The 18,491-nt window shown below is 70.7% G+C and carries 15 protein-coding genes and 2 pseudogenes; 6 read left to right on the top strand and 11 right to left on the bottom strand.

Annotation, left to right across the window (positions count from 1 at the left end):
- Window positions 1-99: 99 nt before the first annotated feature.
- The gene (locus tag ACZ6QO_RS34340) at window positions 100-981 is read right to left on the bottom strand and encodes a cellulose binding domain-containing protein (RefSeq protein WP_465857075.1); all 882 of its coding nucleotides are present in this window, start codon (window positions 979-981) and stop codon (window positions 100-102) included.
- A gap of 323 nt (window positions 982-1,304) precedes the next feature.
- Window positions 1,305-2,210 carry an NmrA family NAD(P)-binding protein gene (locus tag ACZ6QO_RS34335; protein WP_465857073.1) on the bottom strand — a complete coding sequence of 302 codons (906 nt, stop codon included), beginning with the start codon at window positions 2,208-2,210 and terminating at the stop codon, window positions 1,305-1,307.
- 284 nt (window positions 2,211-2,494) lie between these two features.
- Here ACZ6QO_RS34335 and ACZ6QO_RS34330 point away from each other — a divergent pair, with 284 nt between their 5' ends.
- On the top strand, window positions 2,495-2,947 hold the full coding sequence (locus ACZ6QO_RS34330) for a MarR family winged helix-turn-helix transcriptional regulator (RefSeq protein ID WP_465857071.1): 453 nt from the start codon (window positions 2,495-2,497) through the stop codon (window positions 2,945-2,947).
- A 12-nt stretch (window positions 2,948-2,959) separates the two neighbouring features.
- Here ACZ6QO_RS34330 and ACZ6QO_RS34325 read toward each other — a convergent pair whose 3' ends face one another.
- Together ACZ6QO_RS34325 and ACZ6QO_RS34320 are read right to left on the bottom strand one after the other, a co-directional pair.
- Window positions 2,960-3,712: a hypothetical protein gene (locus tag ACZ6QO_RS34325; protein WP_465857069.1), complete on the bottom strand. Its 753-nt coding sequence runs from the start codon at window positions 3,710-3,712 to the stop codon at window positions 2,960-2,962.
- A 211-nt stretch (window positions 3,713-3,923) separates the two neighbouring features.
- Complete coding sequence (locus ACZ6QO_RS34320) at window positions 3,924-5,381, bottom strand: MDR family MFS transporter (protein ID WP_465857067.1); 1,458 nt, start codon at window positions 5,379-5,381, stop codon at window positions 3,924-3,926.
- Between the two features lie 426 nt (window positions 5,382-5,807).
- On the opposite strand from ACZ6QO_RS34320, the gene ACZ6QO_RS34315 reads away from it, so the two are divergent.
- Window positions 5,808-6,833: an ATP-binding cassette domain-containing protein gene (locus tag ACZ6QO_RS34315; RefSeq protein ID WP_465857065.1), complete on the top strand. Its 1,026-nt coding sequence runs from the start codon at window positions 5,808-5,810 to the stop codon at window positions 6,831-6,833.
- Window positions 6,830-7,666, top strand: a complete 837-nt coding sequence (locus tag ACZ6QO_RS34310; protein WP_465857063.1) for an ABC transporter permease — start codon at window positions 6,830-6,832, stop codon at window positions 7,664-7,666. Before ACZ6QO_RS34315 ends, ACZ6QO_RS34310 begins: the two co-directional genes overlap by 4 nt.
- 2,043 nt (window positions 7,667-9,709) lie before the next feature.
- Here ACZ6QO_RS34310 and ACZ6QO_RS34305 read toward each other — a convergent pair.
- The 3 genes and pseudogenes from ACZ6QO_RS34305 to ACZ6QO_RS34295 form a co-directional block, all read right to left on the bottom strand.
- Window positions 9,710-10,588: pseudogene (locus tag ACZ6QO_RS34305) on the bottom strand (BTAD domain-containing putative transcriptional regulator); the annotation flags it as partial.
- Between the two features lie 331 nt (window positions 10,589-10,919).
- A complete protein-coding gene (locus ACZ6QO_RS34300) occupies window positions 10,920-11,597 on the bottom strand; it encodes a methyltransferase family protein (RefSeq protein WP_465857061.1) in 678 nt (225 codons plus the stop codon).
- 1 nt (window position 11,598) lies between these two features.
- Window positions 11,599-12,333: a TetR/AcrR family transcriptional regulator gene (locus tag ACZ6QO_RS34295; RefSeq protein ID WP_465857059.1), complete on the bottom strand. Its 735-nt coding sequence runs from the start codon at window positions 12,331-12,333 to the stop codon at window positions 11,599-11,601.
- 150 nt (window positions 12,334-12,483) lie between these two features.
- Between ACZ6QO_RS34295 and ACZ6QO_RS34290 the strand changes: the two genes are divergently transcribed.
- Together ACZ6QO_RS34290 and ACZ6QO_RS34285 are read left to right on the top strand one after the other, a co-directional pair.
- Window positions 12,484-12,846: a nuclear transport factor 2 family protein gene (locus ACZ6QO_RS34290; RefSeq protein ID WP_465857057.1), complete on the top strand. Its 363-nt coding sequence runs from the start codon at window positions 12,484-12,486 to the stop codon at window positions 12,844-12,846.
- Window positions 12,847-12,966: 120 nt separating this feature from the next.
- Window positions 12,967-13,971, top strand: a complete 1,005-nt coding sequence (locus ACZ6QO_RS34285) for an NBR1-Ig-like domain-containing protein (RefSeq protein WP_465857055.1) — start codon at window positions 12,967-12,969, stop codon at window positions 13,969-13,971.
- Between the two features lie 88 nt (window positions 13,972-14,059).
- On the opposite strand, the gene ACZ6QO_RS34280 is transcribed toward ACZ6QO_RS34285, so the two are convergent.
- From ACZ6QO_RS34280 to ACZ6QO_RS34265, 4 genes are all read right to left on the bottom strand, one after another.
- The gene (locus tag ACZ6QO_RS34280) at window positions 14,060-14,956 is read right to left on the bottom strand and encodes a peptidase inhibitor family I36 protein (protein ID WP_465857053.1); all 897 of its coding nucleotides are present in this window, start codon (window positions 14,954-14,956) and stop codon (window positions 14,060-14,062) included.
- A 107-nt stretch (window positions 14,957-15,063) separates the two neighbouring features.
- The gene (locus ACZ6QO_RS34275) at window positions 15,064-15,912 is read right to left on the bottom strand and encodes a peptidoglycan-binding protein (RefSeq protein WP_465857051.1); all 849 of its coding nucleotides are present in this window, start codon (window positions 15,910-15,912) and stop codon (window positions 15,064-15,066) included.
- A gap of 239 nt (window positions 15,913-16,151) precedes the next feature.
- Window positions 16,152-17,237, bottom strand: coding sequence for a glycoside hydrolase family 11 protein (locus ACZ6QO_RS34270; RefSeq protein ID WP_465857049.1), 1,086 nt, complete (start codon window positions 17,235-17,237; stop codon window positions 16,152-16,154).
- 362 nt (window positions 17,238-17,599) lie between these two features.
- The gene (locus tag ACZ6QO_RS34265) at window positions 17,600-18,067 is read right to left on the bottom strand and encodes a MarR family winged helix-turn-helix transcriptional regulator (RefSeq protein ID WP_465857048.1); all 468 of its coding nucleotides are present in this window, start codon (window positions 18,065-18,067) and stop codon (window positions 17,600-17,602) included.
- Between the two features lie 244 nt (window positions 18,068-18,311).
- Between ACZ6QO_RS34265 and ACZ6QO_RS34260 the strand changes: the two are divergent.
- Window positions 18,312-18,491 (top strand): annotated as a pseudogene (locus tag ACZ6QO_RS34260) (extracellular catalytic domain type 1 short-chain-length polyhydroxyalkanoate depolymerase); the annotation flags it as partial.

Here is an 18,491-nt window from a genome sequence, read left to right as displayed (position 1 = left end):
CCGGAGGAAAAAAAACACCCCCCCCCCTTACGACCCCCCCCCCCCCCCCCCCTCCCGCCCCCCCCCCGACCCAGGGCGGGGATCATCGGAGGTCGGGGGTCACTGACAGGCTGAGCCGTTGAGCTGCCAGGCCGACGGAGCGGGGTTGGCGCCGTGGGTCGAGCCGTTGAACCCGATGGTGACGGTCTTGGAGGGGGCGATGTTCCGGTTCCACGCGAGCGCCGTGGCCGTCACCGCCGAACCGGTCTGCGACCAGTCCGCCGACCATCCGGTGGTCACGCGCTGGCCCGGGTCGGGGAAGGCGAAGGTGAGCCGCCACCCGGCGATCGGGGTGGTGCCGGTGTTGGTGATCGACACCGACGACGTCATGCCGCCGGACCAGCCATAGGTGGTGTACGTCACCCGGCAGGCGACCGACGGTGTGGGAGTGGGGGACGGCGTCGGGCTCGGAGGCAGGACGACGTCGTTGTAGATCGTGGCGTCGACCGTCCCGGACGCGGTCTCCGCGCCCCACCGGTCGATGGCCACGACGTACAGGGTCGCGATGCGCGTCTGCGTGCCGTACGGAGGATATTGCACGTAGAACCAGCCGTCGGTGACGTCTGGCGCGAATGTGGCGACCTTGACCTTGGAGCTGCCCTGGACCTCGTACACCTGGTAGCAGGCGAGCCCGTCCGGATCGGAGGCGGCGGCCCAGCGCAGGTGAACGTAGTTGTTGACGGTCTGCACCCACTCCGGCGTTCCGGGTGCGGTCGGCGGCGTCAGCGGAGGACTGCTCGGCGGCAGGGTCCGCGGGTCGTAGCACGGCCACAGCAGCGACGTCGATGGAGAAGGAGACACCGGCGACGAAGAAGGCGACACCGTCGTGCCCGCCGCGGCGCCGATGCCCGCGCCGGAGGAGGCGCTCGCCACCGCCGGAATCAGAAAGGCCGCGGCGACCAGCACCGCGGCGACCCAGGAGACAGCCCAACGTCTTAACACGAATACACCCTTCCACGTGACCACGATCCCCTGACACGAGCGTGCGAGCAGAACGGGGTCTGGTCAACGGCGGAACGGGCGGACAGGCGAGGCCGGGAAAGGTGGGGAGGTGACAGGGGTCGGCGCGGACGTCGCACCTGGCGCGGTGATGAATATTTCATATTTCATCACCGCGCCTTTGACGACCCTTTCGAGATCCAGGCCGACCTCGAACGCCCGCGCCCATCGAAAACGCGCGGTGCGAAACGTGGACGCGTTCCGGCGCGCGGGAGCGGCCCGCTCAACGGTGCCAAGGTCGTCGATCCCGCCGTCCCGCTCGCGGTTCAGCCCAGGTAGAAGTCTTTGCGGGCGGCGACGAACGCCTCGACCGTGCCGGCGGGTACACCCGTCACGCGTTCGACGTCGGCGGACGCGCGGTCGTAGCGGTTCTCGCGGTGCAGCCGGGCCATGGTGGCGATGTGCTCCTCGGTGTGCGGCGGCAGCCCCGCCTTCGCGAGCACCTCGTCCCGCCACCGGTCCAGCGGCAGGTCCACATAGGACACCGGACGTCCCAGCGCCCGCGAGAACTCCTCTGCCATCTCGGTCATGTCGACCGTGCGCGGCCCGGTCAGCTCGTAGACCTGGCCGATGTGCGGGGCCGGATCGCGGAGCACGGTGGCGACCACCCGGGCGACGTCGTCCACGGCGACCGGCGACGTGCGCCCGGCGCCGAACGGCAGCGCGATCGTGCCGTTCTCCCTGATCGAACGCGCCGCCAGCGCGGTGAACAGCGGATTGTCCAGGAACGACGTCGGCCGGATGTGCACCACCCGCAGGCCCGACCAGTTCAGCACCTGCTCCGCCAGCCAGTGCAGCCGCTGCTGGTGCGACTCCGCCGTGCTGGTGGCGGTCATCTGTGACACCGTCATCTGTGACATGCCGACCAGGCAGGCCAGCTCGCCGTACTCCCGCGCCACCGTGGCCACCACGGTCGCCGCCAGCAGATGGTCCGGCGACACCGGCATCGCGAAGTACATCCGCCCGACGCCCTCCAGCGCCGCGGCGACGTTCTCGGGCCGGGTCAGGTCGCCGAGGACGACCTCCGCGCCGAGCGCGCGCAACCCGGCCGCACGGTCGTCGTCACGGCGGACCATCGCGCGCACCGGCACATCCTGTGCGCGCAGCCGCTCGAGGACCGTACGGCCCACGCCACCGGCGCCGGCGATGAGAACAAGGTCACTGGAAACCATCGGTCGATCTCTTTCTGCTAGCCCGGCATCCGCGTGTCCGCGGAAAGGGGTGCGCAGGCGCGGCCACCTGTCCGGAGCTCCGCTTCCCCACCTGTTGGAGCAGCGCACACTGATCCGGCGGCCTGCCTGGCCTGCGAAAGGAGCATATGCACGTATTTGCGGAAACGCCAAAATGCACCTGCCCGCGAACCGGGTGGCCCTCAACCGGCGGCGACGCCAGAGCGTCCCTTCGCATTTGGGAGCAGATGCTCCTATTCTGGGCGCGGAAGGCACTGGAGGAGACCGTGATCCCTACATCGGCGAAGTTCGACGACCCGTGCAACTGCCTGGCGCTGCGCAAGGCGGCCAGGTACCTCACCGCGACCTACGACAAGGCTTTGACCCCGGTCGGTCTCCGTGCGACGCAGTTCACCATCCTGCGGCAGCTCGGCACGCACGGCGAGATGACGATCACCAACCTCGCCGACCAGATCGCCATGGACCGGACGACGATGGCCTCGAACCTCAAGCCGCTCGCGAGGGAGGGCCTGGTGACCGTCGAGCCATCGGCGACCGACCGCCGCGCGCGGATCGTCGCGATCACACCGGACGGCCGGTCCCGGATGAACGCGGCGCTGCCGCTGTGGCAGGCCGTGCAGGCCCGGTTCGAGAACAGCTTCGGCGCCGACGAGGCGGTTCGACTGCGCTCATCCCTCGACGCCGTTCTCGACACCGGTTTCCAGCCCTGGGCGGAATGAGGCGGTCTCTCGCTATTCGTCAGGCAGCAGGTACCGCCAGGAGAGCACGTACAGCGACCCCGAGCCGGTCTTGAACAGCGCCCGGCCGTACTCCTGCCCGGCCGGCACCGCCTCGGTGAGCGCACCCACCGCGGCACCGTCGAGATCCTTGTGCCAGACCGGGTCGACCGTGCCGGACGGCTCCGGGACCCCCGCGGGCCACGGCGCCGGCTTGCCCTCCGCCGACGCGGCCCCTTCGGCGACCATCCGGACGCGGGTGGCGACATAGTCGGCCCCCTCCGTGGCGGCCCGGGTCGCCAGGCCCTCCATCAGCTTCTTCGCCGCCAGGAGCTCCTTCGGGTAGAACTTCGCGAGCTGGTCCAGGGCCGGCGCCCGGACCTCCAGCATCTTCCCGTCCTTCCCCCGCACCCCGAGGACGGTCGCCGGCACGTCCGTCACCGCCGGCGCGCCCGGCCTGGGCTCCGCGGTCGGCGGCAGCCCGGTCAGGTACTTCTCCATCGACGCGACCGTGCGGTCCGTCTCGGCCTGGTCCAGCTTGAACTGCTTGGTCGCGTCGGCGACCACCAGGCCGTCGCTGTACAGCACCACCCTCGGCGGACGCAGCACGTTCGTGGTCGCGGTGACAAACCCGCCTTCGGCGCCCCACAGGGCGACCCGCTTCGCCGGCCCGGCGTCGACCGAGCTGGCCGACATATCCGACTCCACCCCTCCGCAGGCCGCGGTCAGCGACAACAGCGCCAGGAGCAGCATCTTTCTTAGTCCCATGCCCTCAGAACGTAAGCCCCGCTCACCTGGTTCGACCGGCATCGTCCGAGGTAGGAGGACCGCACGGCTTCCAGGCGAGCGGGGCGGGGAGCGTACGGTCGCCGACGGCGCCCGGTTCGTCCAGGGCACCGCGGGCTGATCAGCCGGGCGCCGGGCGGGCGTGGCCCGCCCGGCGGTCACAGCGTCACACTCGACCGGCGAGACGCCGGACTCACACGCCGACCGGCTCGAACTCGCCGGTGCGGTCGGCACGGGCCGGCAGGAGCAGGGCGGTGACGATCACGACCACCGACAGCGCCGCGCCGATGATGAAGGCCAGCCGCATGCCGCCGAGGCTGGCGACCACCTCGGTGGCTCCCGCGGATCTCAGGGCATCGGCTCGCACGCCCATCACGGTGATCACGAGCGCGGTGCCGATGGCCGCCGAGACCTGCTGCAGCGTGCTCAGGATCGAGCTGGCGTGGGAGTAGAGCGGCGGCGGGACCGCCCCGAGCCCGAGGGTGAACACCGGGGTGAAGGTCGCGGCCAGACCCACCATCAGCAGCGCGTGCAGGCCGAGGAGCTGCCAGAACGGCATCGTCATCGTCACCTGGGTGAAGCCGGCGAGCGCGAGCGTGATGCCGATGGCGCCGGGGATGACCAGGACCCGGCCGCCGAACCGGTCGAACAGGCGGCCGACGGTCGGGCCGAGCAGCCCCATCGCGAGGCCGCCCGGCATCACGAGGAGACCGGTCTGCAGGGCGCTCAGCCCGCGGACGTTCTGGAGATACAGCGGCAGCAGGATCATCGAGCCGAGCATCGCCATGAAGGAGACCGACATCAGGATCAGGGCGACCGTGTAGGTGCGGTGGCGCAGGGTGCGCAGATCCATCAGCGGCACGCCGCGCTTCTGCAGCGACAGCTGGCGCAGGACGAAGACGGCGATGGCCACCAGGCCGGCCGCCACGATCGTGGTGGCGACGCCGACGTCACCGCCCTCGAACTGGCTGAGCCCGTAGACCAGGCCGCCGAAGCCGGCCGCGGCGGTCACCACGCTGGCCCAGTCGATGGTGCTGACCTGCGACTCTCCGACGTTCTTGAGCTGCGCGAGGCCACGCCAGGTGATCAGGCCGGCGATGGGGAGCACCACGGCGAACAGCAGCCGCCAGGACCCGAACTGCAGGATCACCCCCGAGACCGCCGGCCCCATCGCGGGCGCGACCGAGATGGCCAGGCTGACGTTGCCCATCACCCGGCCCCGGTCTTCCTCGGGGACCACCTGCATCAGTGTGGTCATCAGCAGCGGCATCATCACGGCAGTCCCGGACGCCTGGATGATGCGGGCGCCCAGCAGCACCTCGAACGACGGCGCGACGATGGCCGACGCCGTGCCGAGCAGGAACAGGCCCATCGCGGCGGCGTACGCGCGGCGGGTGGTCACCCGCTGCAGCAGCCACCCGGTGATCGGGATGACGGCGGCCATGGTCAGCATGAAGGCGGTCGAGAGCCACTGCGCGGTCTGCTCGGTGATGTGCAACGCGCCCATCAGCCGCGGGATCGCGTTGATCATGATGGTCTCGTTCAGGATGACCACGAATGTGGCGAGCACCAGCAGCCGGACCACGGCCGGAGTGCGACCTGCAACGACGGTCGCGGGTTTGGCGGGTGAGTCGAGCTGTGAGACGGACACGGCACCTCAATCGGGTCGTTGGACAGAACGTGTTCGTGGCCGGCGCGCCGGCCTCGGGTCACGAGACGTTGTGGTCATACGAATCCTGACCGGTGCCACCGACAAAACCGGGCGGCCGCGTCCAGCATTCCGGCATGTGATGGGAGATGTCATCCGGTTTTCCGCAGCGGCGAGGCACTTGTCCCTGAAGTGACCTGCGGAAACACGAATCTGCCCGTTGCGTACGGACGTCCGGGTGAGGTTCGCGTACCGGCGGGCGGAGTCCGCGCACCGGCGGGCGCGGTCCGCATATTGGACGGTCGTATACCCGGACGGGCGGTCGGCGACGGATCCGCGGAGCCCCCGGCGAGCCGGTGAAACCGGGGCGAGAGGGCGGTGAAACCGGGGCGAGGGCGCCGTGAAACCGGCGCCGCCGAGAGTGAGGCCATGAGCATCACAGAACTTGGGCGCACCGGGGGCGTCCCGGCCTCCGACGGGGGCACAGAACCGGCCGTACGCGCGGAAGGGCTGGTGAAGACGTTCGGCGGGCACCGCGCCGTCGACGGGATCGACCTGGCCGTGCGGCCGGGCGAGATCTTCGGCGTCCTCGGCCCGAACGGCGCCGGCAAGACCACCACGCTGCGGATGCTGGCCACCCTGCTGCCCATCGACGCGGGCCGGGCCGCGATCTTCGGGGTCGACGTGGCCGGCAACCCGCACATGATCCGCCAGCTCGTCGGCGTCACCGGACAGTACGCGTCGGTCGACGAGAACCTGACCGCCCGCGAGAACCTCTGGCTCTTCAGCCGCCTGCAGGGCGTCTCCGCGTCGCGCGCCCGGCGCGTCACCGCCGAGCTGCTGGAGCAGTTCGGCCTGCAGGATGCCGCCGCCAAGCCGATCTCGCAGTTCTCCGGCGGCATGCGCCGGCGTCTCGACCTGGCGGCCAGCCTGATCACCAGACCGCCGCTGATCTTCCTCGACGAGCCGACCACCGGTCTCGATCCGCGCACGCGCGGCCAGATGTGGGACACCATCCGCGGTCTGGTCACCGACGGCTGCACGGTGCTGCTGACCACGCAGTATCTGGACGAGGCCGACCAGCTCGCCGATCGCGTCGCCGTCATCGACCACGGCCGCAAGGTCGCCGAGGGCACCCCCGACGAGCTGAAGACGACGGTCGGCGACTCCGCCCTCCAGTTGCTGCTCGCCGATCCGGGCCAGGTGCCCGCCGCCGCCGAGATCGTGCGGCGCGTCCTCGGCTCCGAACCCATCCTCGGCCCCGAGCCGGGACGCCTCAACGCCGCCCTCGGCCAGGCCGACCTGACCGCGGACGTGCTGATCGCGCTTCGCTCCGCGGGAGTGTCGATCTCCTCGGTGAGCGTGGCCAAGCCCAGCCTGGACGAGGTGTTCCTCGCCCTCACCGGCCACGAGACGGACAGAGACGACAAGAGCGGCATGGAGGAGAACCGATGAGCACGACGATCGCACCCGCCCGCGAGGTGGTGCGGGCCGCCGACCGCGTGGCGGCCGCCCGGCCGCGGATCTCCGTGGAGGAGACGCTCGGCCAGACCCTGATGATGGCGTGGCGGGCGCTGAAGAAGATGCGCCGAAACCCCGAGCAGTTCTTCGACGTGTCGCTGCAGCCGATCCTGTTCACCGCGATGTTCGCCTACATCTTCGGCGGCGCCATCGCCGGCGACGTGGCGAGCTACCTCCCCCTGATGATCCCCGGCATCCTCGCCCAGACCGTGCTGACGACGTGCATGGCCACGGGCACGCAACTGCGCGAGGACATGGAGAAGGGCGTCTTCGACCGGTTCAAGTCGTTGCCGATCGCCCGGATCGCACCGCTCGCCGGCCCGATGGTGGCCGACCTGCTGCGCTACACGATCGCGGCCACTCTGACCTTCGCCATGGGGCTGGTGATGGGCTACCGGCCGGGCGGCGGAGCGGGCGGCGTGCTCGCCGCCATCCTGCTGGCGATCTTCACGGGCTGGTCGCTGGCCTGGGTCTTCACCTGGGTCGGCACGATCGCGAGGAGCGCCCAGGCCGTGCAGGGCATCTCGATGATGATCCTCTTCCCGCTGACGTTCCTGTCGAACGCGTTCGTCCCCGTCGAGACCCTGCCCGGCTGGCTGGCCGCGTTCGTACGCGTCAACCCGGTCTCACACCTGGTCACGGCCGCCCGCGACCTCGCCAACACCGCCCTCGTCAGCGGGGAGGTGGCCTGGACGGTCGTGGCCTGCCTGATCGTCATCGCGATCTTCGCGCCGCTGTCGGTGCGCAGCTACAAACGGCACATGTGACCCATGCCGGTCGCGGCCCGAAACCCGCTCGACGAGGCTCCGCGCCTCGTCGAGCAGGTCGAAGCCGCGCCGATCGCCGTACTCGGCCCGGACGGCGGCGATCATCCCGGGCGCCGCCCGCTCCGCGTACGGTTCGATGCGCTCGAAGGCCATGCTGGGCATGCTGCTGTTGTAGGCGAAGCGTTCGGCCATCACCAGCAACGCGATCGCGTCGCGGGGCGCCATGGCCTCCCGCAGCAGCCCCCAGACGCCGAGCGCGAAGAGCATCGAGCCGTACAGCGGGTAGTCGAAGATCGGGTTGTCCTCGGCCAGCAGGTCGTATCCCCGGACGGCGGCGAACAACTCCTCGCCGTACCACGCCTCCTCCGGCGGGGCGTGGTACGCGTACGCGGTCAGGGTGACCGAGACGGCGAGAAGCGTCCACGGGGTGAACTCGGCGTACGGCACTCCCGGCAGCCGCAGGTCGCGCGCCCGCTGGACGGCCCGGCGGTACTCCGCGAGCGCGACGGCCGTCTCGCCGCGGGCGAGGGCGAGCTCGGCCGCGCACAACGAGACGATCGCCACTCCGCCGAGCACCGTCTCGTTGTCGTTGATCCGGGTGATCTCGGCGAGCTCGGCCTCGGCGGTGCCGAGATCGCCGTCGGCGAGCGCGGAGATCAGCAGCACCGCGCGGAGCTGGGTCTCGTCGTCGTCGGCGCCGAGCCGGCTCATCACCGGGATGGCGATCCGCGCGTGTCCGACCGCCCGCCGGCGGTCGCCCTGCTGCATGATCAGGTGGGCCAGCTCGGCATGCGTGATCGCGGTCAGCCACGGCCCCTCGTCCGGGGGAAGCATCGTCAGGGTCCGCTCCGCGGCCTCGATCGCCCCGGTCGCGTCTCCCGCGTTCTCAAGGACGTGGACGCTCATCTGCGTCGCCGCGAAGGCCACGTCGCGGTCGGTGCTCCGGCACAGCTCCGCCAGCCGGCGGCGCACGTCGGCGCCGTCGGCCGCGTCGCACGCGAGCAGCACCCTGACCATCGCCGCCAGCCGGGGCTGGGTCGTGTCACCGGTGGGAAGCGCACGGAGAAGGTCGCGCAACGGGTCGCCGCGGCGGTCGGTGAAGATCACAATGTTCGTGAGCGTGATCAGCATGGCGGCCCTGGTCGCCTCGACGAGGGACGGCGGCGGCGTCCAGTCGCCGACCACTTCGATGATCGCGTCCAGGTGGACGAGGAGCCGAGGATGGTCGCCGCGGATCGACCACAGCGGGCCGACGCCCGCCAGCAACTGGACCGTCGTGGCCTGATCGTGCTCGCCGAGAGCCTGCCGGAGCAGATCGGCGAGGTTGCCCTCCTCGGCGCGCAACGCGTCGACCGCCGCGAACTGCGCCGGGCCGAACAACTCGGCGGAGTGCCGGTGGGCGTACGCCGTCGCCCAGGCCCGCTGCGCCGTGCGGGCGGAGGCCTCCTCGCCGGCCTCCCTCAGCCGCATCCGCCCGAACTCCCTGACGGTCTCCAGCATCCGGTAGCGGAGGCCGAACGTCGTCTCGCGGACGCTCAGCATCGACTGCTCGGTCAGCGCGTCCACGGCGTGCAGCGCGTCCGGGCCGAGCACGTGCTCGGCCGCGGCCAGCGTGAAACCGTCGCCGAACAGCGACATCCACCGCAACGCCCGCCGCTCCGGCTCGCCGAGCAGGTTCCACGACCAGTCGATGACCGCGAGCAGCGTCTGGTGCCGGTCGGGCGCCGTGCGGTTCCCGCCGCGCAGCAGGGCGAACCGATCCGCCAGGCGCCGCGCGATCTCCTCGACCGACATCACCCGCACCTTGGCCGCGGCCAGCTCGATCGCGAGTGGCAACCCGTCGAGGCGGGCGACGACCTCCTCGACCGCGCCCTCGTCGATCCGCACACCCGGGCGGGCGGCCGTGGCGCGCTGGCGGAACAGCTCGACCGCGTCGCCCGTGGGCAGCTCGCCGAGCAGGTAGACCCGCTCGGCGGGGATCGACAGGGGGGCGCGCGAGGTGACGAGCACCCGCAGGTCGCGGGTCGTCACGGTCAGGAACGCCACCAGGTCGGCGACGGCGTCGATCACGTGCTCGCAGTTGTCCAGGATCAGCAGCGCCGGAGCCTGGTCGAGATGCTGGGCGATGCGGGCGCGGACGTCGGAGCGCTGCGCGACGGACAGGGAACGGCGCCCGCTGACCGAGTCGCGGACCCCGAGCGCCGAGCCGACCTCGCCGACCACGCCCTCCGGCGAGGAGACGCCGACGAGCTCGACGAAGTGGGCGACGGGCTGCGCGGCGTCCCTGGCCACGGCATGGGCCAGCCGCGTCTTGCCGAGCCCGCCGGGGCCGACGATGGAGACCACGCGGTCGGTCCGCAACAGGGCGTGCGTCGCGCGGATGTCGCCGTCGCGGCCGAGCAGCGAGGAACCGTCGAACAGGATGCCCTCACGCACCGGCCGATCGGCGACGAGGAGTTCGGCGTACACGCGGGCGAGCTCAGGCCCCGGTTCTGCGCCGAGCCGCGCGACGACGCCCGCTCGATAGCGCTCGTAGCGTTCCAGGGCGGCGGCGGCGCCTCGTACGGCCGCCTCGCTGCGCAGCAGGCAGGCGAGCAGTTCCTCGTCGTGCGGCCGGTCGGCCGCGGCCTCCTCCAGCAGCGGCAGCGCGCTCTCGTGAGCGCCGCTCCTGCCCTGCGCGATCGCCGCCACTCGCCGCGCCTCGGCCGCCCACTTCGCCGCGACCCCCCTCAGCTCGGCGAGCGGCCCGGTGGCCCCGTCCAGGCCGCCGTCGCCCACGAGCCCCATGGCCTCGTCGGCGCGGCTCCGCGCGAGCGCCATGTCGCCCTCGCCCAGCGCGGCCCGTGCCTGCTCCACGAGCGCGCCGAGCAGCAGCGCGTCCACCTGCCCGTCGCCCAGCCCGAGCCGGTACCCGCGCGGCATCCGCTGAACGACATCGGCACAGGTCGCCGCCCTCGTCCGCGAGACGACCACCTGGAGCGCCTTCGTCGGGTTGGCCGGCGGCCCTTCGGTCCACAACTCCTCGATCAGGCGCTCGTCGCTGACGCCGGCGCGCCCGTGCATGGCGAGCACGGCCAGCAGGGTTCGCGCGCGATCGCCGACGACGCGCGCGCCCTCCCAGCGGACGCCGTCGAGAAGGACCAGTGCGGGGGACACATCCCCAGCTTACGGACGAGCCGCCGCTGAGGAGCGTGACCGCTCGCTCCGCCGCCGACGCGCCGGCGACCGCGAAGGGCCTCAGCCGATCCGTCCCCTACCAGAGATGGGGCACCAGGCGGTAGGGGACGTGTTCGGCGTATTCGCGGTAGCCGGGCAGGTCACGAGCGAGGAGGCGCTCCTCGTCGAGGATCCGCCAGACCAGGACCGGGATCATGAGGGCCGGCACGACGAGCCCGAGCCAGGAGCCGAGCGCGAGCGGAACGCCCACGCACATGATCAGCACCCCGCTGTACATGGGATGGCGGACCCGGGCGTAGAGGCCGGTCGTGACGACGCGCTGGTCGTCGAAGATCTCGACGGTCGACCCGCCGTAGCCGTTCTCCCGGAACACCGCCAGGTTGCCGGCCAGGCCCAGCGCGACCAGCGCGTCGCCGATCGCCGACACGTACCAGGGCGCGGGCGTCCAGCCGAAACGATGGTCCAGCGCGCAGAGGACGAGCACCGCGAAGCAGCCGGCGAGGGTCAGCGTCATGATGACCCGCTGCGCGGGGCTGCTCTCCGCCCCGGGTCCGAACCGCTTGCGCCGCTCCAGCAGCACCGGATCCTTGATCGAGAGATAGAGCCCGATGACGCTCACGCTCGTCAGGAAGACGGCCATGAAGACCCATGCCTGCCAGTAGCCGAGGTCCCACGCCGGGAGGATGAGCAGCGCCGACAACGCGGCGACGCCGACGGCGATCGTCAGCGCGGCCTGCCCGGCCAGTTTGATCATTTCACTGGTTCCCTTCTGTCTCCCGAGGTCTCGTCTCGCGGAGCACGGCCGCCCAGAAGCCCACGTCCTCGGCGCCGGCCCGGCGGAACACGCCCGGCGGCGCGCCCAGCACCCGCTCGATCGCGTCCAGGTACGCCGTGTGCACGGCGACGATCTGCTCGGCCAGCCGCCGCTCGTCGCCGCCGCGATCGAGCGCGAGCATGTGCCCTGCGTGGGTGTCCGCCATCCCGTGCAGCAGGGACATGATCACGCCGCCGGCCTGCTCCGGATGAGGCGTGCTGAACACGCCCTCCCGTACGCCCTGGCGGACGATGTCGGTGAGCAGCGGCGCCCGCTGAGCGCGGATCGCGTCGTCCACCCGCTGCCGGACCACCGCGTTGGCGTCGTCGTACCAGACCCGGCCCAGCGCGGCCACGTCGGCCCTGCGGGCGGTCCTGGCCTGGTCGAGCGCGTCGAAGAAGCCCTGCAGCTTGTCGACGGCGGAGCGGGACGGGTCACGGACCACGGGCAGCAGCACGCGCTGCGACTCGGCCCCGATGCGCTCGACGAACGCGTCCAGCAATGCCCGGCGCGAGTCGAAGTAGTGGTGGAAGGCTCCGCTGGAGACGCGCGCCTCGCCGAGGACGTCCCGGACGGACATCCGCTCGTACCCCTTGGTGAGCACGAGCCGCTGGAAGGCGTCGACGATCTCCGCGCGCTTGGCCGCGTGCTCTTCCGGTTTGACGGTTCGCGCCACCCTGTGCCCCACAGTTAATAAACAGACGATCTGTTTGTTAATGTACCACGCCCGACGGGAGGAGATCCGAACCCTCGCGATAGTTGCCGGTCGGCGTGCGCCCCGTATCGTCCCCAGCAGGTGATCACGGCTGCGCGAGAAGGGACCGGCATGTCCGACGACGCGGTGCGACGCGTTTTCCAAGCAGTCGACTCGTTCGACCCTGAGGTGTTCGCGCGACTGCTGGCCGACGATGCCACGTTGGTGTTCGGCAATGCCGAGCCGCTGACGGGACGCGAGGCCATCGTGGCCGGGTTGCGGCAGTTCTACTCCACCATCGGCGGCCTGCGGCACCGGATCGTCAGGAACTGGCAGGTGGACGCCGACATCATCGCCGAGACCGAGGTGACCTACCGGCGGCTCGACGGCAAGGACGTCAGCGTCGTGGCCGTGTCGATCTGGCGCACCCGCGACGACGGCCTCATCTCGGACTACCGCATATTCGTCGACCTCGCCCCCCTGTACGCGGTCTAGAGCTCCGGCCGGGGCGCGCCCGCGCGTGCCGCGTGCCGCCGGTCCGTCCGCCTTGGCCCGCGTCGCCCGCGCCGTGGGTCGGAGCTTGAGTGAACACCGTGAGCGCTGTAGCTTCGCTCGGTGGACGACATACGTGCACGGGCGGAGACGATCGAGGAGTTCGCGGCGGCACTGCGAGAACTTCGCGATTCCGTGGGAAACCCACCTTTTCGGGAAATGTCCGGCCGGTCGGGGGCGATCTCGCACACGACGTTGCACGAAGCCACCAAAGGCAACCGGCTCCCGAGCTGGGAGACCACCGTCGAGTTCGTCAAGGCGTGCGGCGCGGACCCGGCCGCGTACCGCGAACGCTGGGAGACCGCGAACCTGGCGGTCAGATCGGCGAACCCCGGGTCGCAGGCGCCGGCGCCACGGCCGGCCGGCGAGACCTCGGCGTCGACGCCCACCCCACAGTCACCGTCACAGCCTCGATCACAGCCACAGCCACCGTCGGAGCCGCCGCCACCGCCCGGCGAGGTCACGGGCGACGTCCGGCCGGTCCATCCCGCGCCGGGCGGCCGAGGGCGATCCCGGCTGATCCGCCTGGCCGCGGCCGTGCTCGCCACAGCGGCCGTCGGCGCGGGGGCGACGGTCCTCATCATGGCGGCCGTCGATCGCGGCTCCGGAACCGAAGGACTCGGCGCGAGCCCGTCCGGCGACCCGTCGAAGACCGGCCCGTCGGCGGCCGACTGCCCGGTACGCGCGACCAACCCGCCGTGGGCCCCGCCCGCGAACAGGGGCGACTCGGCGGCGTTCATCGGCGACATCACGCTGCCCGACTGCACACGCGTCGGCCCCGGCCAGACCAGGACCAAGGTATGGCGGCTCAAGAACGCCGGGATCGTGCCGTGGAGGGGATACCGGTTGCATCGCCTCGACCTCCCGCAGCTGCCTGATCAATGCCAGACCATCTCCGACGTGCCGATCGACGACACGCGCCCCGGAGAGACCGTCGACATCCGGACCGAAGTCACCACGCCGAAGCGATCCGGCCTGTGTTATGTGCGGTTCAAGGTGATGGACGGCTCCGGACGGGTCGCGTTCCCCGGCGGCCGGCCGCTGAACTTCCAGGTCATCGTCGGATGACGCCCGTTCCCCGCCGTGCGTGACACGGCGGGGAATCCAGGGCGGGACGGTGCCCGCGGACGGCCTCCGAGTCGTAGGCCGCGGTCCGTCAGCGGACGTTGTAGCCCTGGGAGACCCAGAACGAGTTCGGGTTCGGGTTGCTCAGGGTCGAGTCGCCGACGCTCTTGGCGGCGAGCTTCTGCCGTCCGGGACGCATCTCGACGTGGGTGTGCGCGGCACCGCTGGACGACACCCCGTGCCACGCCTCGTCCGCGATGACCTGGCCGCGCGAGACCTGCTGGCCCACGCGCAGGGAGGACCGCGGAGCGGAGTGCAGGTAGATGATCGTCTTGTTCAACGAGGCGTTGTAGACGGCGATCGTGGAGAGCCCCGAACCGCCGTTGCGCCCGCGCGCGAGGTAGATGACCTGACCGCTCACCAGGGCGTGGACGTCCGAGCCGACGCTGCGGGCGATGTCGATGCCCTCATGCCGGCCCGAGGTGTGGACGTAACCGTCGAAGCCGCAGCTGATGTGGCCGCCGCCGGTGGCGTACAGCGCGTACGACATGTTGACGCGCGCCGACGACGACGGGCCGAACTGGTGCGAGGCGTTCTGGTTCTTCAGGGCGGCCTTGAGGTTGCCCTTGGCGCCGGGGGCGAAGTCCTGGTAGACGCTGCCGCCGTAGTTGCTGTTGTAGTAGACCCGGACGGTCTTGCTCGCGCGGTTCCAGACCGAGGCGGCGGCGTTCTTGACGCACTTGCCCTTGCCGGCGCCCGCGCCCTTGAAGTCGAAGCAGGACGGCTGCCGGGTGCCGTAGTCGCCGACCGACCCGGAGAAGTCCGACACCGACCCCTGGTTGCCGCTGTTGAAGTAGTAGCAGAACTCGCCGGTCTCGCACACGCCGTTGCGGGACGCCGCCGAGGCGGGCGAGGCGGTGGCCAGCACCGTCCCGCCCAGCACCATCGCGGCGGCCGCCGTGGTGAGGATCTTGTCAAGCGTTCCCATGGTGTTCTCCTTTGTCCTTGCTGTACGACCTGGGGGCTGTGCTGTACGGCCTGGGGGCTGTGCTGTACGGCCTGGGGGCTGTGCTGTACGGCCTGGGTTTCGGATGGTCAGCGGCGCCGGTACTCCTCCCAGGTGCGGATGGTCACCTTCGGGCCGTCGTCCGGACCGCGGCCGGCGAGCCCGTTCAGGCCGAGGTAGTAGTCACCGACCTGGTGCTGGGCCTGGCTGGACAGGTCGGTGTCGTTGATGGCGACGGCGTGGATGTGCCACGGCCAGTCGGCTTGGCCGGGGTTGCGCACCCATGCCGCGAAGCCGACGCGTCGCAGCGCGCGGACGGCCGCGGTGCGGGTGCCGGAGCCCATGCCCTCGACCGAGATGTCGACGGCACCGCCGCCGTCGTGGGTGCCCGCGGACGTGGGGTCGCCGCCGGCGTTGTACGAACCCTGCAACAGCACGAGGTCGCGGCCCAGCAGCCGCTTCGCCTCGGCCAGCATGCTCCGCGTGCGGGCGTCGACGACGCCGACGCCGCCGGCGGACACCCGCGCTCCCGGCCCGATGATGTGGTCGACGTGGAAGCGGCCCTCGCCGAGCCTGGTGAGCGACGCCTTGCCCGGCAGGCCGTTGGCGGCGAGGCCGGTGAAGCCGAGCGATCTCTGGAACTTCGCGAAGGCGGCGACCGTCGTGGTGCCGAAGTAGCCGTCCACCCACTTCGCGTCGAGCAGGTTCCGGTCGCGCAGCGCCCGCTCCACGAGGAGCACGCCGGCCTTGGCGCCAGGGGTCAGCCGGTCGTCCGCCCGCCGCGGGTCGATCTGGGCCGCCTTGACGACGGCTTCCATGTTCACGCTCGGGAGGGCCCTGGCGTCGGCCGCCTGTGCCGCCGGCATCCCGGACGCTCCGACCAGCGAAGCGAGCAGGGATGGTGCCACGAGGGCGGCGGCGCGTGAAGGCAGCTTCATCGTTTCTCCTGGTTCCGGGACGCCGGGGGTGATCCTGCGGCGAGTCCACCGTCGCGGATCGCCCGCGCTGTCCACAGGAGAATCGTGTTGTCAGCCTGTCCGAGAAGCCCCCGAACGGACGCACGCGCCGCCTGACAGGGCGCACGGACAAGACGAAAGGCCCGTCCCAGGTGATTCCTGGCGACGGGCCTTTCAGGCCGGCGTTGGAGCCGCGTTGTCGATGGCGCTTCCGAGAAGCGTCAGCCGTTGGTGCAGGCGGAGCCGTTGAGGGTGAAGGACGACGGGTTGGGGTTGTTACCGGTGTGGGTGCCCTGGAAGCCGAACGTGGTGTTCCCTCCGGGGGGTATGGACCCGTTGTAGGAGACGTTGCGAGCGGTCGCCGACGAGCCGCTCTGGGAGATCTCGGCGTTCCAGGAGCTGGTGATCTGCTGGCCGGCCGAGAAGGACCAGCCGAGCGTCCAGCCGTTGATCGCGCTGCTACCGCTGTTGGTGATCGTGATGTTGGTGGTGAACCCGTTGTTCCACTCGTTCTTGACGTAGGAGACCCGGCAGGGGCCACCGTTGCCACCGCTGGGCGTGGGCGTCGGCGTCGGCGTCACCGAGGGAGACGGCGAGGGGCTGGGTGACGGGCTGGGCGAGGTGCCGTTCACCGTCACGTTCGAGCTTCCGCTGCTCTGGTAACCCTCGGTGGCGAGGATCTGGTAGTCGTGGTTGCCCAGACTCATGCCGTACCGGGCCCACGCGTCGAAGTGGTTGCCCGCGGTGATGGTCCCGCCGGTGCGCTTCTGCTGCCGGACGCTCCAGTACTGGTTGAACGTCTGGTTGCCGTCGATGGAGGGAGCGTTGTACCGGGTGGTCATGTAGACGTCGTACGTGCCGCCGTCGCTGGTGACGGTGCCCTTGTACGAGCCGGTGGGCCGGTAGGTGCCCCAGTTGTCCACGATGTAGTACTCGACGAGCGGGTTACGCGTCCAGCCGTAGAGGGTCAGGTACGCGTTGCCGGAGGGGTTGAAGCTGCCCGAGTACGTCACGGTTCTGCGCGTGCCGGGCTTCCAGCCCTTGCCGGCGACGAAGTTGTTGGTGTTGCGCCACGAGGTGCTGTAGTTGCCGCCGGAACCGAGCTCCATGGAGACGGTGCCCTGGGTGTCGGTCCAGAACGAGAAGAAGTAGCCGTTGTTCGTCCCGGTCTGGTTGGTGGTCACCGCCGCGTCGGCGGTGCCCGGCAGCATCAGCGTGAACGCGACCACGGCCAGCACGCAGGCACGTCCGATGAACAGCAGGCTGCTGCGGCGGCCGCGGGGCGGATGTGTAGGAGCGTCGTTCATGTGCGTGCTTCCTCCTAAGGCCCGGCGGGGGGACTGCGCCGGGGGCCAGGGTGGCGGCCACCGCCACGCCGACGCCGTACGACGCGGCGGAGGTCGGCGGGCCGCCATGCTCGGCGGCCCGGGCACCGAGTCGCGGGGGTGCCTCAGATCGGCAGTGGCCGAGGTCCGAAACTATCGGACCCATGGCGAAAAGCGTCGGCTTACGCCGTCGCGGTGTCAAATGTCGCGGATGATCGCGAAGCCCCGGGCACCGCCCGCGCATGGCCCAACACGCATCGGACCTGCCCGAGGGGACGTGCCGAGCCGATCGACGTCTCGGGCCGGCGGCTGAAACTTTCGATCGGCCCGCCGAAGGAGCCGGGTCAATCGGCAGGGACGTCCGGACGCAGGGCCCGCGCGCACACGGTGAGGCTCTCCACCAGCGACTTGCGCGTCGTGTCGTCGAGCTCCGCGAGCATGGTCTCTTCGATGCCGTCGAGCACCCGGTCGCAGTGGCGCAGAGCGGACACTCCTTCGCAGGTGAGGCGGACGCACAGCACCCGGCCGCCGTCCGGATGCGGGTCGCGGCGGACCAGTCCGCGTTGCTCCAGGTCCCGGACGACGAGGTTCATCGCCTGCGGGGTCACGAAGGCGATGCGGGCCAGCTCCGCCGACGAGACTCCGTCGCGCATGCGCAGTTCGCTGAGCGCCATGTACGCCGTCGTGGTCATGCCGTACTGAGTGAGCGCTTCGTCCAGACGTGCCCGGATTCGACGCTCCAGGCGGTACACCGGATAGCTCAGGCGCGGGCCGGGCGGCCGGCCGGTTCGAGTGGTACGGCGAGTGGTCACCAGGAGACGATAACTTGCGGCCCATTGCCTGAAAGTTTCGTGTCCGCTACATCAAGCCCGTTGATAGCAAGTTGCTTGATATGCAGCGGATAGACGTCTTTTCCGGGGCGTGGAGCGCCATGACCCGTACATCGGTGCCTTGACCGCCGGGTGAGACCGCTTCTATACCGGCTGCTTGCGAGGCCTCGTGAGCCCGGCGGCGCCACACGCGAGCAAAAACCCGAAATCGAGCAAAGGAGAGCGGATGAAGCGAGTCATCGCAACGCTGGGCGGCGCTTGCGCCGTGCTGCTTTCCGCTGTCGCGGCCCTGGTGTTCGTGCACCCCGCCGCCGCGGCCACGCTGACCGAGGTGACCAACTTCGGCGCCAACCCCGGCAACCTGCGTATGCACCTGTACGTGCCGGACAACAGACCCGCCAACCCG

It is taken from the genome of Sphaerisporangium sp. NPDC049457 (genome assembly GCF_055586705.1).
This window is presented reverse-complemented; position numbering and strand designations above follow the sequence as displayed.

What these genes read in the sequence shown, in the direction of transcription:
- ACZ6QO_RS34335 (WP_465857073.1), bottom strand. Translation starts at nt 2,210, where the DNA reads ATGGTTTCCAGTGACCTTGTTCTCATCGCCGGCGCCGGTGGCGTGGGC.
- ACZ6QO_RS34325 (WP_465857069.1), bottom strand. Translation starts at nt 3,712, where the DNA reads ATGGGACTAAGAAAGATGCTGCTCCTGGCGCTGTTGTCGCTGACCGCG.
- ACZ6QO_RS34315 (WP_465857065.1), top strand. Translation starts at nt 5,808, where the DNA reads ATGAGCATCACAGAACTTGGGCGCACCGGGGGCGTCCCGGCCTCCGAC.
- ACZ6QO_RS34310 (WP_465857063.1), top strand. Translation starts at nt 6,830, where the DNA reads ATGAGCACGACGATCGCACCCGCCCGCGAGGTGGTGCGGGCCGCCGAC.
- ACZ6QO_RS34300 (WP_465857061.1), bottom strand. Translation starts at nt 11,597, where the DNA reads ATGATCAAACTGGCCGGGCAGGCCGCGCTGACGATCGCCGTCGGCGTC.
- ACZ6QO_RS34290 (WP_465857057.1), top strand. Translation starts at nt 12,484, where the DNA reads ATGTCCGACGACGCGGTGCGACGCGTTTTCCAAGCAGTCGACTCGTTC.
- ACZ6QO_RS34280 (WP_465857053.1), bottom strand. Translation starts at nt 14,956, where the DNA reads ATGGGAACGCTTGACAAGATCCTCACCACGGCGGCCGCCGCGATGGTG.
- ACZ6QO_RS34275 (WP_465857051.1), bottom strand. Translation starts at nt 15,912, where the DNA reads ATGAAGCTGCCTTCACGCGCCGCCGCCCTCGTGGCACCATCCCTGCTC.
- ACZ6QO_RS34270 (WP_465857049.1), bottom strand. Translation starts at nt 17,237, where the DNA reads ATGAACGACGCTCCTACACATCCGCCCCGCGGCCGCCGCAGCAGCCTG.